The organism is Ramlibacter aurantiacus, assembly GCF_016722895.1.
GTDB classification, from domain to species: domain Bacteria; phylum Pseudomonadota; class Gammaproteobacteria; order Burkholderiales; family Burkholderiaceae_C; genus Ramlibacter; species Ramlibacter aurantiacus.
Genome location: NZ_JAEQNA010000008.1, coordinates 193,794 through 207,892, shown reverse-complemented (window position 1 = coordinate 207,892; position 14,099 = coordinate 193,794). Strand labels below are relative to the sequence as shown.

At 65.9% G+C, this 14,099-nt stretch carries 13 protein-coding genes; 11 read left to right on the top strand and 2 right to left on the bottom strand.

Going from position 1 to position 14,099, the window contains the following annotated elements; translation table 11 throughout:
- Positions 1–12: 12 nt before the first annotated feature.
- From JI739_RS19730 to JI739_RS19700, 7 genes are all read left to right on the top strand, one after another.
- A complete protein-coding gene (locus JI739_RS19730; RefSeq protein WP_201685647.1) occupies positions 13–1,023 on the top strand; it encodes a major capsid protein in 1,011 nt (336 codons plus the stop codon).
- Positions 1,024–1,026: 3 nt separating this feature from the next.
- On the top strand, positions 1,027–1,329 hold the full coding sequence (locus JI739_RS19725) for a hypothetical protein (protein ID WP_201685646.1): 303 nt from the start codon (positions 1,027–1,029) through the stop codon (positions 1,327–1,329).
- A 3-nt stretch (positions 1,330–1,332) separates the two neighbouring features.
- On the top strand, positions 1,333–1,779 hold the full coding sequence (locus tag JI739_RS19720; RefSeq protein WP_201685645.1) for a hypothetical protein: 447 nt from the start codon (positions 1,333–1,335) through the stop codon (positions 1,777–1,779).
- 3 nt (positions 1,780–1,782) lie between these two features.
- The gene (locus JI739_RS19715) at positions 1,783–1,980 is read left to right on the top strand and encodes a DUF7210 family protein (protein WP_201685644.1); all 198 of its coding nucleotides are present in this window, start codon (positions 1,783–1,785) and stop codon (positions 1,978–1,980) included.
- Positions 1,977–2,750 carry a phage tail tube protein gene (locus tag JI739_RS19710; protein ID WP_201685643.1) on the top strand — a complete coding sequence of 258 codons (774 nt, stop codon included), beginning with the start codon at positions 1,977–1,979 and terminating at the stop codon, positions 2,748–2,750. Before JI739_RS19715 ends, JI739_RS19710 begins: the two co-directional genes overlap by 4 nt.
- A gap of 14 nt (positions 2,751–2,764) precedes the next feature.
- Positions 2,765–3,169 carry a DUF6631 family protein gene (locus JI739_RS19705; RefSeq protein WP_201685642.1) on the top strand — a complete coding sequence of 135 codons (405 nt, stop codon included), beginning with the start codon at positions 2,765–2,767 and terminating at the stop codon, positions 3,167–3,169.
- A gap of 193 nt (positions 3,170–3,362) precedes the next feature.
- Entirely contained in the window at positions 3,363–4,004 is a 642-nt protein-coding gene (locus JI739_RS19700) for a DUF6441 family protein (protein ID WP_201685641.1), read from the top strand.
- A gap of 6 nt (positions 4,005–4,010) precedes the next feature.
- On the opposite strand, the gene JI739_RS19695 is transcribed toward JI739_RS19700, so the two are convergent.
- Together JI739_RS19695 and JI739_RS19690 are read right to left on the bottom strand one after the other, a co-directional pair.
- A complete protein-coding gene (locus JI739_RS19695; protein WP_201685640.1) occupies positions 4,011–4,424 on the bottom strand; it encodes a type II toxin-antitoxin system VapC family toxin in 414 nt (137 codons plus the stop codon).
- A 7-nt stretch (positions 4,425–4,431) separates the two neighbouring features.
- The gene (locus JI739_RS19690) at positions 4,432–4,683 is read right to left on the bottom strand and encodes a type II toxin-antitoxin system Phd/YefM family antitoxin (RefSeq protein WP_201685639.1); all 252 of its coding nucleotides are present in this window, start codon (positions 4,681–4,683) and stop codon (positions 4,432–4,434) included.
- 55 nt (positions 4,684–4,738) lie between these two features.
- Between JI739_RS19690 and JI739_RS19685 the strand changes: the two genes are divergently transcribed.
- Genes JI739_RS19685 through JI739_RS19670 form a run of 4 tightly spaced genes read left to right on the top strand, consistent with a single transcriptional unit; the run spans position 4,739 to position 14,098 of the window.
- Positions 4,739–8,782, top strand: coding sequence for a tape measure protein (locus JI739_RS19685; protein ID WP_201685638.1), 4,044 nt, complete (start codon positions 4,739–4,741; stop codon positions 8,780–8,782).
- A 40-nt stretch (positions 8,783–8,822) separates the two neighbouring features.
- Positions 8,823–9,230 (top strand): hypothetical protein, encoded by a 408-nt coding sequence (locus JI739_RS19680; RefSeq protein ID WP_201685637.1) that lies wholly within the window; start codon positions 8,823–8,825, stop codon positions 9,228–9,230.
- A 3-nt stretch (positions 9,231–9,233) separates the two neighbouring features.
- The gene (locus tag JI739_RS19675; protein ID WP_201685636.1) at positions 9,234–12,836 is read left to right on the top strand and encodes a hypothetical protein; all 3,603 of its coding nucleotides are present in this window, start codon (positions 9,234–9,236) and stop codon (positions 12,834–12,836) included.
- Positions 12,833–14,098 (top strand): hypothetical protein, encoded by a 1,266-nt coding sequence (locus tag JI739_RS19670; RefSeq protein ID WP_201685635.1) that lies wholly within the window; start codon positions 12,833–12,835, stop codon positions 14,096–14,098. Before JI739_RS19675 ends, JI739_RS19670 begins: the two co-directional genes overlap by 4 nt.
- Position 14,099: the final 1 nt, after the last annotated feature.

Below are 14,099 nucleotides of genomic sequence, written 5' to 3'. Positions count from 1 at the left end.
GGAAGAAACTCTATGGCGTTCAACAACCCGTTCGACAATCCCGCCTTCGGGATGGCCTCCCTCACGGCGGCCATCAATCTGCTGCCCAACCGGTATGGGCGCCTGGAGGCACTGAACCTGTTTCCGGCCCGTCCGGTGCGAACTCGCTCGGTGGTGATCGAGGAGCGCAACGGCACTCTGAACTTGCTGCCCACCCTCCCCGTGGGGAGCCCCTCCACGGTCAACGCCCGAGACAAGCGCAAGCTGCACTCGTTCGTGATTCCTCATGTGCCGCTGGAAGACGTGGTGTTGCCTGAGGAGGTGCAGGGCGTGCGGTCGTTCGGCTCGGAAAGCGAGATGGAAACCGTTGCCAGCGTGATGGCAATGCACCTGGAGTCGATGCGAAACAAGCACGCGATCACGCTGGAGCACCTGCGCATGGGCGCCTTGAAGGGCGTGATCCTGGATGCTGATGGATCGGTGCTGCACAACCTGTACTCGGTCTTCAACATCACGCCGGGGGTGGTGAACTTCCAGTTGACTACCGAGAGCACGAACGTGCGCAGCAAGTGCACCGAGGTGACGGCCCATATTGAAGAAAACCTTCGCGGCGAGTTCATGACCGGCGTGCGGTGTCTGTGCTCGCCCGACTTCTTCGCCAAGCTCGTCGGGCACGCCAAAGTCGAAAAGGCCTACGAGAACTATGCGCAGGGCGCCATGCTTCGCGACGATGTGCGCACCGGCTTCGCGTTCGGCGGGATTGTGTTCGAGGAGTACCGCGGGCAGGCTACCAATCTGAACGGCGATGTGCAGCGCTTCATCGCCCCAGGTGAGGCCCACGCCTTCCCGCTGGGAACGATCGACACTTTCGCCAGCTATTTCGCGCCCGCAGATTTCAATGAGACCGTCAATACGCTCGGGCAGCCCCTTTATGCCAAACAGGCGCCACGCAAGTTCGAGCGCGGAACGGAGTTGCATACCCAGAGCAATCCGCTGCCGATGTGCCACCGTCCCGGCGTCCTGGTCAAGCTCACCGTGAGTTGAGTCATGGGCTTCTTGGACCAGTTCTACGAGGCCGCCGCAAACGCGGGATTCCTGAAGCAGTGCACCTGGCGCCCATCGAGCGGAGCGCCAGCGCAGAGCCAGCTGGTGGGCTTCGGCGCGGCGGACGGCACGGCCTTCGACGGCCTGACCGCCAGCACAGAGTACGTGATGTCCTATCCAGACACCGGCTTCAGGGTGCTGTCGGTGCGCGAGAATGTGGAGATCGACGGCGTGACGTTCCAGGTGCGCGAGATCCGGGCGATTGGCGACGGCTCGGAGATGCGCGCCAAGCTCACCCGCCTGTAACTCATGGCCGGCAACTCAGTTCGCGAGCAGATCCTGCTGGCGGTGGTGGCGGCGCTGCGCCCGAGCGCCGAGGGCATGGGCGCCACGCTGCACCGCTCGCCCACGGTGGCGATCAGCCGTGAGCAGTGCCCGGCGCTGGTAGTGTTCCCAGAGTCAGAAGCAATCACCGAGCGCGCCAATGGACGGGTCACGCGCGAACTGACGCTGCGCATCACCGCACTGGCCCGCGCCATCGCTCCAGCGGCCCCGGAGACCGAAGCCGACCAGCTACTCACATCCGCGCACGCGGCGCTGATGGCCGACGTGAACCTCGGTGGTCTGGCGCTCGGGATCAAGGAAGTCGAGTGCGAGTGGGACGTGGAGGACGCCGATGCCATCGCCGCCGCGATCCCGGCGCGCTACTGCATCACCTACCGCACCCTCGCTGCCGACCTCGCTGCGCCAGGCTGACCCGTGAAAACACACCTCCTGCTCACCCGGCCGCACACCCACGCGGGCCGGCTGCGCCGGCCTGGCGAGCGCATCGAAGTCGATGCCGACCTCGCGAGATGGCTGGTGTCCATCGGCAGCGCCCATGCGCTGCCACCCACCCGATCAGGAACCCCGCCGCATCGCGTGGCGCAGATCCAACCTAAGGAACCCAATCCATGAGCACCTATGCCAGTTTCCAGGGCCGCGTCTTTCTCGGCAAACGCGATACCGCCGGAGCGCCGATCGAGGTGCGCTCGCCCGGCAACGTGGCCGAGCTCAAGCTCGCTTTGAAGACCGACGTGCTGGAGCACTACGAGAGCCAGACCGGCCAGCGCACGCTGGATCACCGGATGGTCAAGCAGAAATCCGCGACCGTGAACCTCACACTGGAGGAGTTCACAAAGGAGAACCTAGCGCTGGCTCTCTACGGCAACCACGTCACCGCCGTTCCGGGCACCGTAACCGACGAGCCGGTGGGCGGCGCCACGCCGGTGGTGGGCGACCGTTACTTCTTCGCCCACCCGAAGGTCTCGAGCCTGGTCGTCAAGGACAGCAGCGCCACGCCCGCCACCCTGGTGGCCGGTGTCGACTACACCGCGGACCTCGACTTTGGCGCGCTGCAGTTCCTGCGACTGGACGATGGCGGCGAGCCGGTGGTGCCTTACGTGCTGCCATTCAAGGCCAGCTACGGCTATGGCGCCGCCACCGAGATCGGCATCTTCACGCAGCCGCTTCCCGAGCGCTACCTGCGCCTGGAGGGCCTGAACACCGCCCAGGGCAACGCCAAGGTGCTGGTGGAGCTGTACCGCGTGGCGTTCGATCCGCTCAAGGAGATCTCCTTCATCTCGGACGAGTACAACAAGTTCGAAATGGAAGGCTCGCTCCTGGCCGATGCCAGCAAGCCTTTCGACGCGGTGCTGGGCCAGTTCGGCCGCATCGTTCAACTGTGACGTGGGGGCGAGGGATGAGTGATCTGGAGACGCTGATTCCGCAGGGCGTCGAGTTGACGCTCGGCGGCGAAGCCTTGTCCATCAAGCCCCTGAAGGTCGGCCAGATGCCCGCCTTCCTGCGCGCCGTGTCGCCAGCGATGGCGCACCTGACGCGCGGCGAGATCGACTGGCTGCTGCTGTTCGGTGATCACGGCGAGGATCTCCTGACGGCGATCGGCATTGCGGCGGGCAGGCCACGAGCTTGGGTCGATGAACTCGCCGCCGACGAAGCCATCCTGCTGGCGGCCAAAGTGATCGAGGTGAATGCGGATTTTTTTACCCGGACGGTGCTCCCGCGGCTGGACGGCCTGTTCGCGCAGGCCAAGCAGCTCGCGCCGACACCAGAGGCGGCCACTGGTTCGACGCCGTCCAACGCCTGATCGACCACGGCCATGGGCTGCCGGACATCCTCGGCTACACGCTTGGGCAATTCCGCGGCTTCCTTGCCGCCTGCGAGCGATCCGACGCTGCGCGCGACGCACGTCTGCTGTCGTTGCTTGCGATCGGCACCCGCGGCGAGGCCCGCAACCTGGATCAGGCACTCGATCGGCTTGCCGTCCGGGCCCAAGCACGATGAAGATCTCCATCCGCATCGACAGTGCCGCGGCCCGCGCGCAACTGCGCCGCTGGGGTGGCGAGTTCCGCGAGAAGGTCCACAAGGCCGTGGCGCGGGCGATGGCCAGCGAGGCCGCGGAGATCAAGCAGGAGGTGCGTGCCCATGTGGCGGGCAAGATGGCGGTCGCCAAGAAGTCCTTCCTGAAAGGCTTCACCGCCAAGGTGCTGGCCAAGGACACGAAGCGGCTGCCTGCGCTCTATGTCGGATCACGCATCCCGTGGTCTGGCGTGCACGAGTCGGGTGGCCAGATCGGTGGGCGGATGCTGATCCCACTGCACGGGCGGGTGGGCCGCAAGCGATTTAAGGCACAGGTCGCTGAGCTCATGCGCGGCGGAAACGCTTACTTCGTGAAGAACGCCAAGGGGAACGTCGTGCTGATGGCGGAGAACATCCAGGAGCACGATCGGCCGCTGGCCGGATTTAAGCGGCGCTACCGCAAGGCCGAAGGCGTCAAGCGCATCAAGCGCGGCGCCGACGTGCCGATTGCGGTGCTGGTGCCGCGCGTCGTGCTGAAGAAGCGGCTGGACGTCACGCGTTTGGTGGCTGGCCGCATCCCACGGCTCGCGTCGGCGGTTCAGAAGCAACTGGAGCGGCTCTGATTCCGCTCAGACTTCCCACGGGTTGATCAAGGCCAAACCCAGCCCCTCGAAGTCCCGCGTGTTTCGCGTGACCAGCGTGAGCTGATGTTGCAGCGCCGTGGCCGCCAGCAAGCCATCGATGGCTGGCAAGGGCCGCCCGGCGCTGGCCATCAGGTACCCCCAACGGTCAGCGGTCAGTGCATCGACGCCCAGCAGCCGGCCCACGAAGTAATGCGGCAACTCGACTTCCAGCCAGTCGATCAGCGACTGCCGGCGCCGCGGGTCTTTCAGTTGCTCGATGCCTTTGCGAATCTCGCCGAGGGTGAGCACGCTCAAGTACAGCGACTGGCGCGGGCGCTGCTCCATCCAAGCGACCACGCCCGCGTCGGGCTGCCGGCGGCGAAGTTCGGATAGGACATTGGTGTCAACCAGATAGCTCATCAACGACTCAAAGCTCGATCTCGCGTCCGGGGCTGCGATCCCGCTCCAACTCGATGTCTTCGAGGTCATGCAGCGGGGAGCGCTGCATGAAGTCCACCAGCGACAGGTCGCCGCCGCTGAGCCGATCGAACATTTCGCGTGAAAGCACCACCGCCACCGGGCGGCCGTGCACGGTGATCTCCTGCGGCCCTTCTTGGCGGGCGCGCTGCACCAGATCCGAAAACCGCGCCTTGGCGGCCTGCATTTGCCACGTGTGCATCAAGTCCCCCTTAATTCTGACTAAACAGGTCAGACTTTAACCGTTCACTGCCTGAATGTCCAAACGCATCTCTGTCCTGGTCGCCCTAGAAGGGGCCGACGAGGGGCTCAAGCGCGCCATCACCTCCGCCGAGCGCAGCCTGGGCGAGCTCTCCAGTAGCGCAAAAACGGCTGGCGCCAAGGCCGCCGCCGGGATGGCCGAAGTCAAGGCCGGCATGTCCGCTTTCGGCGATCAGGTCGTCACCGCCAAGACCCAGCTGCTGGCGTTCCTGTCGATCAGCTGGGCGGCCGGCAAGGTGCAGCAGATCGTGCAGGTCGCCGACGCCTGGAACATGATGTCCGCGCGCCTGAAACTGGCGACCGCCGGCCAACAGGAATACACGACGGCGCAAAAGGAACTGTTCGACATCGCCCAGCGCATCGGCGTGCCGATCCAGGAGACGGCCACGCTGTACGGCAAGCTGCAGCAAGCCGTGCGGATGCTGGGGGGAGAGCAGCAGGAAGCCCTGTCCATCACCGAGAGCATCTCGCAGGCGCTGCGTCTGTCGGGAGCTTCGGCCGGCGAAGCGCAATCCGCGTTGCTGCAGTTCGGTCAGGCCCTCTCTTCGGGCGTTCTGCGGGGCGAGGAGTTCAACTCGGTCGTGGAGAACAGCCCACGCCTTGCCCGGGCGCTCGCCGATGGCCTGAACGTGCCGATCGGACGGCTTCGCAAGCTGGCGGAAGAGGGCCGGCTCACCGCCGACGTGGTGGTCAACGCGCTGATGTCGCAGAAGGACCGGCTCGCCACCGAGTATGCGCAGCTGCCGCAGACCGTCACGCAGGCCTTCGAGCGTCTGCGCAACGCCTTCGGCCAGTGGGTGAGTCGCCTCGACGAATCGACCGGCATCACCCAAAAGCTCTCGCAAGCCCTCACCTGGCTCGCGCAGAACCTCGACACGGTGATGCAATGGCTCAAGCGCATCGCGGAAGTGGGCCTCGCGGTGCTGATCTACCGGCTGATTCCTGCGCTCATCACCGCCTGGCAGACCGCAGGCGCAGCGGCCGTGACCGCGGCCAACGCCACCTCTGCGGCGTGGGCGAGGGCCAATCTCTCTGTGTCGGCGGCCGTGGCCAGCCTTGGCGTGCTGAAGACCGCCTTTGCCGTCCTGGGCTCGTTCCTGGTTGGCTGGGAGATCGGCACCTGGCTCACAGAGAAGTTCGAGATCGTGCGCAAGGCCGGCATCTTCATGGTGGAGGTGCTGGTGAAAGCCGTGGAGCAATTGCGCTACCGCTGGGAGGTGTTCGCGGCCGTCTTCACCTCGGACACGATTGCCGCGGCTACCCAGCGGCATCAGGCGCGCTTAGCGGAGATGAACCAGATCTTCGCGCAGATGTATGCGCAGGCCAATCAGGGCGCTGGCGCGGCCCAAGGTGCGATGAATACCGCGGCGTCCGCGGCCGAGGAGATCGCCAGGCGCCTGGAAGCGGTGCGCCAGGGCACGCAGGAAGCGGTCGGCCGCGGCATCGAGGCCGTGCACGCGGCCCTGGAGAAGCTGAAATCGCGCCTGGGGGACGTGGAGCAGGCGGTCGGCAAGGCGAACCAGACCGTCACCGATGCCGCGGGCAAGATGGCCGAGGCCTACAAGGGCCTCACCGCGGTCGCGGAAGCCAGCCTGCAGCGCCAGATCGAGGCCGTAAAGGCCCGGTACCAGCAGGAGCAGACCGCGCTCGACCTGTCCAAGCAGTCGGAGGCGGCGTTGATCGCGAAATCCACGCAGTTGCTGACCGATGCTCTGACGCAGCAGACCGCCCTGCGCCGGCAGGTATCGACCGAGACGCTCAAGCTGGTGGACGACGAATCCAAGGCTAGGCTCGAGGCCGCGCGGCGCCAGGGCACGACTGAAGACGAGCGCCGTGCGAACGTCCAGCGCGTCGAAAATGACATCCTCGCCACCAAGCGCCAGACGCTCACGCAGGCTTTGGGCGAATACCGGCAGCACATCGATGCCTTGAACGCCGAGGCCAACCGGCACCTGTCGGAGGTCAAGCGCATTGAGGAAGAAAAGCGCCAGCTGTCGCTTTCCACTGAAGAGCGCATCCGAGAGATCCGCCGCGCGGGCCTCTCGGAGCATGAGGCGACGGAAGATCGCAAGCGCCAGATTACCGAGTACCAGGAGAAAGCCCGCACGGCACTGGCCCAGGGAGAGTTCGAACAGGCCCGGCAGCTCGCTCAGAAAGCCATGGACCTGGCCGCGCAGGTCGCCAGCAGCCAAACCACCGAGGCCAAGCGCGCCGAAGATGCCCGCAAGGCCTCCGAGCAGGGCGCATCCCAGGCGGCGCAGCTCGAAGCGCAGGCGCGTGAGGCCTACCGCAAGCAGGAATACGGCCAGGCCGAGACGCTGATGCGACAGGCTGACCAGCTGCGCGCCGATCTCGCACAGAAGACCCGCGATGCCGATGCCCAGGTCGCGCAGGGCAAGGACGGGGTCAATCAGGCCATCCAGCGCATCCGCGAATCACAGGAGATCCTCAACAAGACGCTCGATGCGCAAGGCGCGGCGCACCAGAAGGCGGCGCAGTCCGCGGTCGCAGCGCGCGATGAGATCAAGCAGACCCTGGCGCAGACTGAAACCCAGATCGACCAGATCACGGCCAAGTTGAAGGATGGGCTGAAGCTCACGCTGGACGCCGACACCACGCGCTTCCAGCAGGCCATCGGCGATCTGGACAAGGCGCTCGCCGAGAAGGAACGACTGCTGGTGATCAAGGCCGATCTGGAGCATGCCCGCAAGGACCTGCAGCAGTACGAGCAGCTCCTAAAGGACGGCAAGACGCTGCCGGTCGACGCCGACGTTTCCCGCGCGAAAGCGGCGCTGGACAAGCTCAAGGCCTACGCCGTGGAGACCTCGCAGATGGAACTGAAGGTGTCCACAGAGAAGGCGCAAGCCGCGATCACCAATGTCGAGGGTCAGATCCGGGCGCTGGATCGAATCCGCACCGAGTCACAGCACGTGGCGAGCAGCAACGTGGATTCTGTGCGCAGCGAGATTCAGAGCTTGAACGGCCTGAACACCGCCAGCACCCATACGATCACGGTGCGCAGGGTGGAGGCGAATGCCACGGGCGGCCTGGTCGGACACGGCGTGCGCCGGTTCGCAACGGGCGGGCCTGTCGCGTCGGGGTTCCCGCGCATGGCGGGGGGATCCGTCCCCGGCTCCGGTCACCACGACACGGTGCCGCGCACCCTGGAGGCGGGCGCGTTCGTGCTGCGCAAGGCGGCGGTGCGCAAGTACGGCGGTGGCACGCTCGCCAAACTCGCCTCCGGCATCGCCAAGTTCGCCAGTGGCGGCGCGGTCATCTCCGGTGCAGGTCGCAAGGATGTCTTGGCGCGGATCGGTGGTGGCGGGGAGGACGGCGGCGGCGTCAAACGCAATCGCGACGCAGTCGAAGCCCAGAAGATGATCGAGCTGGGCCTGCGCGGCCTGGACGAGTATTCCGCGTGGCTGCAATGGAAGTACGGCCCGGCCGTGAGTCTGGACATGCGCTGGAGGACCATGGACACCTACGGCAAGCAGGCGCACAAGGACCGGCAGGTCCTCGCCACCTTGCTGCACCGCAAGACGCTCACGGGCAACGAACGCCAGCAGCTCGACCAAATCAAGCAGACCTGGCGTCAGGCCATGGCGCAGCCGCTCCTCATGGGCAAAGACATGGAGCGCGACCTGATTGAGTACATGGAGCGCAATCAGGGCCAGTTCTTCCGCGCCGGCGGCCTCGCCAAGTCGGACAGCGTCCCCGCCATGCTGACGCCGGGTGAGTACGTGGTGAACAAGAATGCAGTCAGCCGCTTCGGCGCCGGGTTTTTCGCGGCAATCAACAACCTGTCGCTGCCGGCACGAGCGCTGGCCGAGCGGGTGCAGGGGTTCGCCACGGGCGGTCTGGTGGCGCCGACGTCGTCGGCGCTGTCGCGACCGGTGCTGCCGACCGAGGCTGCTACGCCCTCTCGCACGGTGCGCGTGGAGCTCGCCGCTGGCGAGCGCCGCATCCAGGCCACGATCGACCAGCGCGACGAATCACGCCTGCTGCAGATCCTAGAGCTCGCCCGCGCCAGGGCAGCTTGAGCCGCTTCCTCACCCCCCTTTCTCGCGCTTCTCATTCCCCATGCAACTGAAGAACCTCGCCGACGAGGTGGTCCTGCTGCTGCCCGACGATCTGCTGTGGGCTGACGAGCACGCCTGGTCACCGGCTGTGGCCTCGAACTCGTACCTGATCACCGGAGCGCTGCTGATCCAGTCAGCCGTGCGCCAGGCGGGCCGCCCGATCACGCTCGTGGGCGCGCCCGACATGGCCTGGGTGACGCGCGCCAGCGTGGAGCGACTGCGCGCCTGGGCCGCCGTCCCGCTGGCGGCGAACGCTGGTCGCTTCCTTCTGTCCCTGGCTGACGGTCGGACTTTCACCGTCGCCTTCCGCCACGGCGATGCGCCGGTGGAGTGCGAGCCGGTCCTGGGCATCCCGGCTCATTCCGACAGCGACTTCTACCGCCTCACCCTGCGTCTACTGGAGATCTGAACCATGCCCATTCAATCGGGCGACGTGAAGCTGCTCAAGTCCGCCGTGATGGCGGACGTTCCGGAAGGCGGCGGCGCGCCCACCGGGAACGCCATCGCCGACGGCGTCTCGAACGCCATCTTCCCGGACATTTCTGAGCTGGATCGGGCCGGTGGCCGGGTCAGTCTGCGCAAGACCTTCGTGGGCGTGCAGACCGACGACACCGACACCTACTTCGGCGGCAACGTGATCGTCGCGGACCCACCGGAAGATCCCCGAGTCAGCGTCACCCTCTTCTCGACCAAATCCGGCTTCGACACCCGCGCGCAAGCGCAGGTGCGTGTCGAGTCCTACCTGAACAAAGGCCCGGAGTGGGGCGGGTACCTGCTGGAAAACCACATTGCGGGCCAGCGTGTCATCCAGTTGTTCCAGCGGCCCGAGGCGCAGCTGCCCAACGTCGGCCAAACGCTGGTTCTGGTGGAAAACGAGGGCGCGTCCGACGACAAGACCCAGTACGTCCGCGCGACCAAGGTGTCGAGCGTCACTCGCAAGTTCTACGACCAGCAATCGAACTCCGACTACAACGCTGGTGTGGTGACCGTCGAGCTCAGCGACGCGCTGCGCACCGACTTCGCTGGCTCGTCGCCCACGCGCAGCTTCACGCGCGCAGCCACCGCCACCAAGGTCCGCGACACGGTGGTTGCGGACGCCGGCACCTATGTCGGCGTGGTGCCGCTGACTGAACCCGCGAGCTTGGGCGACTTCACGGTCAAGGCCAGCAGCGTCTTCACGCAACTGGTGCCCAGTGCGCAGACCGAGACGCCGATCTCGGACGTCCGCGCCAACGGCATGAGCGCCGCGCTGGTGGCGACGGGCGCGTCGATCACCACGACCCTCAACCTGGGCTTCACGACCACGCAGAGCCTGTTCGTGGGTGGCCCGATCTGTCCGGGTTCGCTGGCCGTCACGCGCTCGGGCATCACCCTCACGGACCAAGGCGGCCGACTGATGAACGCCGGCTCCGAGGTGGGAACGGTCGATTACGACAACGGCATCCTGACCCTGGCAGCCAACGTCTTCGGCACGGGCGCCGGAACGCACACGGTGACCTTCACGCCGGCCGCGGTGCCCGAGCTGATCTCCGACCAGCGCGCGATTCTGGTGATGCCCGAGTCACGCAGCCAGTCGTACGCCTTCGTCATGGAGGACATCCCGGTTCGCCGCACCATGTCGGTGAGCTACCTTGCGCAGGGCCGCTGGTACGTGCTGCGTGACGACGGCTCGGGCAAGCTGGCCGGCGCCGACTCGGCTTACGGCGTGGGCACCGTGAACTACACCACCGGGTCGGTGGTCGTCACCCTCGGCGCACTGCCGGACGTGGGCAGCGCCATAGTCGTGCAGTCGTTCTCCGAAGCCACCACGGTTGCCGCGAGCAACACCTTGCTGCTAAGCGGTGGCCGAGCATTCGTTCCGATCAACACCAGCGGTCAGGTGAGCGAGGAGAAGGGCGAGAAGGCCATTGGCATCGGGGGCGTGATTGTCAAGTGGGACTACGGCGGGCTCAAGCAAGCCACCGACGACGGCGCCGGCAACCTTACGGGCGACGCCACGGGCACGGTGGACTATTCGCACGGCGTGCTCCGCATCAGCCCGAACGTGCTGCCGCCTGCCGGCACGATGTTCCTGATTGACGCCGATGGCAAGGCGCAAAGGAGCGCAGCGAGCGTGTCGCTGTCGAACGGGTTTCTGGGCGAGACGAACATCGAGCCCGGGTCCGTCTCGTTCTACCTGAGCGTCACCTTCAACTATGAGCGCTTGGGCAGCAACCCGGGCCGGCTCACCTTCAGCGCGCGGAGCACCTCCGTCCATGTGAAGGACAACGGGCAGGGCGTGCTGTCGTTCAAGGACCCCGGCAACAACTACGCGGTGAACTGCGGCAGCGTGGACTACGCGAGCGGCATCATCAACGTCGACTCGGTCCTGACAGTCCTGTCCGAGGACATTGCCGGCCCCAGCTACGTCATCACGGCCCAGCCGGCCGTTGGCGGTTCGCTCGCCGGGTACTGGGTCACGTCCTGGAACAAGCTCGGAAGTCGCCTTCGCACCTGCATCCCGGCCAACACGGCGGCGTTCGCCTACTTCTCGACGACACAGGCCGGCACCGACTCCATCAGCGTGCAGGTCAACAACTACTTCCTGCGCACGGCCATGGTGCCGAACTACACGCTCAAGGGCGCCATGTTCACCGTCGGAGACTGGCGTTACCTGCAACTGCCCGACAACACGGTGGTGCATAGCCCCAGCCCTGCGACTGGCGGCGGAACGCCGGCTGGCAGTGTCTTGGCGGCGCTCGGCGTGGTGCAACTGTCCGTCTGGAACGCTGGCCAGTCCCCGGTCATCGGCGACTGGCGCGGCGTCATCTCGCCGCCTTCTCAGGGCGTCGAAGCCCCGTTCACTGCCAGCACGTCGATTCTGCGCACGGCTGCGTCGCCGCTGCGGCCCGGCAGCTTTTCCGTGCTGGGGATCATGCTGGATGGCACCACGTTTAACGTGACGGCCGGCGTGGACGGCAAGATCAACGGCACCCGGGTGAAGGGACGCATCGACTACGAGTACGGTCTGGTCGAGATCTACTTCGTGAACCCCGATGGCCCGGCCGAGCGCAATCTCGACCTGAGCCACCTCGGGATCACGGGTCTGACCACCATCCCGAGCGATTTGGTGATGCTGAACTCGCTGCGCTACAACGCCGTGAGCTTCAGCTACCTCCCGCTGGATGCCGACCTATTGGGGATTGATCCGGTGCGCCTGCCTTCCGACGGCCGGGTGCCGATCTTCCGGGCGGGCGGGTTCGCGGTCGTCGGCCACACGGGCAAGATCACCGCCACAGTCGCTAACGGCCAGACGATTGACTGCGCGCGGGTGCGCCTGTCGCGTGTCCGCGTGGTAGGCAGCGATGGCGCCGTGATCAACACCGGCTACACGGCGGACCTGGAGGCCGGTACGGTCACTTTCAGCAACGTCAGCGGCTACGCCCAGCCTGTCACCATCGAGCACCGCATCGAGGATATGGCGGTTGTGCGCGAGGCCTTGATCAACGGAGAGATCGCTTTCACGCGCGCCCTGACCCACCAGTATCCAGCCGGCAGCTTTGTGTCGAGCGCGCTGATCACGGGTGACCTCTTCGCGCGCAACAGCACGACGTTCGACCAGGCAAGCTGGGACGGCTCCTGGCAGGACTCGATCAAGGGCGGCGCGGCTACCGCGACCTACAACCTGGCGCAGTACCCCATCGCCGTGAGCAACCGAGGCGCCATCACCGAACGCTGGGCGATCCGCTTCACGGGCACCACGGCTTTCGATGTCATCGGCGAGAACGTCGGCGTGATTGCCAGCGGCAACACCACGACCGTTTGCGCGCCGATCAATCCGGCCACGGGCGTGCCGTACTTCAGCGTCGATCCGCTCGGCTGGGGGGCGGGCTGGGCGGTCGGCAACGTGCTGCGCTTCAACACCGTCGGCGCCATGTTCCCCGTCTGGGTGGTCCGTACCGTCCAGCAGGGGCCCGAGACGGTGCCTGACGACCAATTCACCCTTCTTGTCCGCGGAGACGTTGACACGCCATGACCACAGTCAAATACCTGCACAGCGCCATGACCGGCGCGCCCACCCTCGGCAACAGCTGGGGCGCTCTCACCGACTTGCTCGATGCAGTGTTGGTGAACGGATTCAATTTGAAGTCAGTGGCGGGCGTCACGCGCGATGGCGACACGGTGACGGTGAACTTCGCCACCGCCCATGGGTTCGTTCCCGAGCAGATCATCCAGGTGGCTGGCTGCGACCAGGCCGACTACAACGGCCAGCACCGCGTCATCTGGACGGACACGAACAGCGCCAGGTTCAAGGTCACTGGCACTCCGGCCACACCTGCGACCGGAGCCGCGATTACCTGCAAGGCCGCGCCGCTCGGGTTTGAAATCGGCTTCACCGGCATGAACAAGCGCGCCTACCGCAGCCCGAACCTTGCGGGATCGCGCCCTTTCATCCGCATCAACGACAGCCTGCCGCCGAACGCCTACGACACCAGTTGGGCAAAGTTCGCGCGCGTCTCAATCGCGTCCGGAATGACGGACATCGACACCTATGCGCCCGGCGCGGCCATCGCCCCCTATGACCCGAACGTCCCCGACCAGAACGAGCTTGGGAACAAAGTCGGCGGCTCGGGCGGTGTGCACGGCTGGTGGAAGTGGCGCTACAACTGGCTCGGCAGTGGCGAGACACAGGGCGGCAGCGGCAATCGTTCGTGGGACCTCGTCGGGGATGACCGGGGCTTTTTCATCCGCATCAACCATGCCTGGGGGGACTACTCGACGTTCTACGCGGCCGGCGAGTTCACCAGTTTCAAGGCGGGCGACCCGTTCAATGGTTTCATCATCGCGCATGACTGGTGGCACACCGCAGGGTCCAGCCACAGCTACATGAACGACTTTGCGCGGCCTAACTACAGCCTCGACTTTCAGGGCAAGGGCATCATGCGCAACTGGACCGGCATCGGCAACTACACCAAGTTCGGCTTCTGCCCGCTGAACGTGAACAACGGGTACCAGTATTCGGGCGCCAGTGGTGACATCCCCTTCCCGAATGGGCCGGACGCGTCGCTGGTGCTCCATCCGTGCTACATGAAGGAGGAGTTCGGCAGCAACCTGCGCGGCTTCATGCCGGGCCTGTTCTGGGCGCACGCCTACCGGCCGTACACGCACCGGCAAATCATCGACAGCGTGACCGGCAACGCGGGCAAGAAGTTCGTGTACCTGACGATGCAGCACGGAAGCGAGCCCGGCAGCACAGGCGGCTTCGCGATCGACATCACGGGACCGTGGGCGCGGTAAG

Bases quoted from the DNA above. Each gene is read 5' to 3' on its own strand.
- JI739_RS19730 (WP_201685647.1), top strand. From the start codon at position 13: ATGGCGTTCAACAACCCGTTCGACAATCCCGCCTTCGGGATGGCCTCC.
- JI739_RS19725 (WP_201685646.1), top strand. From the start codon at position 1,027: ATGGGCTTCTTGGACCAGTTCTACGAGGCCGCCGCAAACGCGGGATTC.
- JI739_RS19720 (WP_201685645.1), top strand. From the start codon at position 1,333: ATGGCCGGCAACTCAGTTCGCGAGCAGATCCTGCTGGCGGTGGTGGCG.
- JI739_RS19710 (WP_201685643.1), top strand. From the start codon at position 1,977: ATGAGCACCTATGCCAGTTTCCAGGGCCGCGTCTTTCTCGGCAAACGC.
- JI739_RS19705 (WP_201685642.1), top strand. From the start codon at position 2,765: ATGAGTGATCTGGAGACGCTGATTCCGCAGGGCGTCGAGTTGACGCTC.
- JI739_RS19700 (WP_201685641.1), top strand. From the start codon at position 3,363: ATGAAGATCTCCATCCGCATCGACAGTGCCGCGGCCCGCGCGCAACTG.
- JI739_RS19695 (WP_201685640.1), bottom strand. From the start codon at position 4,424: ATGAGCTATCTGGTTGACACCAATGTCCTATCCGAACTTCGCCGCCGG.
- JI739_RS19690 (WP_201685639.1), bottom strand. From the start codon at position 4,683: ATGCACACGTGGCAAATGCAGGCCGCCAAGGCGCGGTTTTCGGATCTG.
- JI739_RS19685 (WP_201685638.1), top strand. From the start codon at position 4,739: ATGTCCAAACGCATCTCTGTCCTGGTCGCCCTAGAAGGGGCCGACGAG.
- JI739_RS19680 (WP_201685637.1), top strand. From the start codon at position 8,823: ATGCAACTGAAGAACCTCGCCGACGAGGTGGTCCTGCTGCTGCCCGAC.
- JI739_RS19675 (WP_201685636.1), top strand. From the start codon at position 9,234: ATGCCCATTCAATCGGGCGACGTGAAGCTGCTCAAGTCCGCCGTGATG.
- JI739_RS19670 (WP_201685635.1), top strand. From the start codon at position 12,833: ATGACCACAGTCAAATACCTGCACAGCGCCATGACCGGCGCGCCCACC.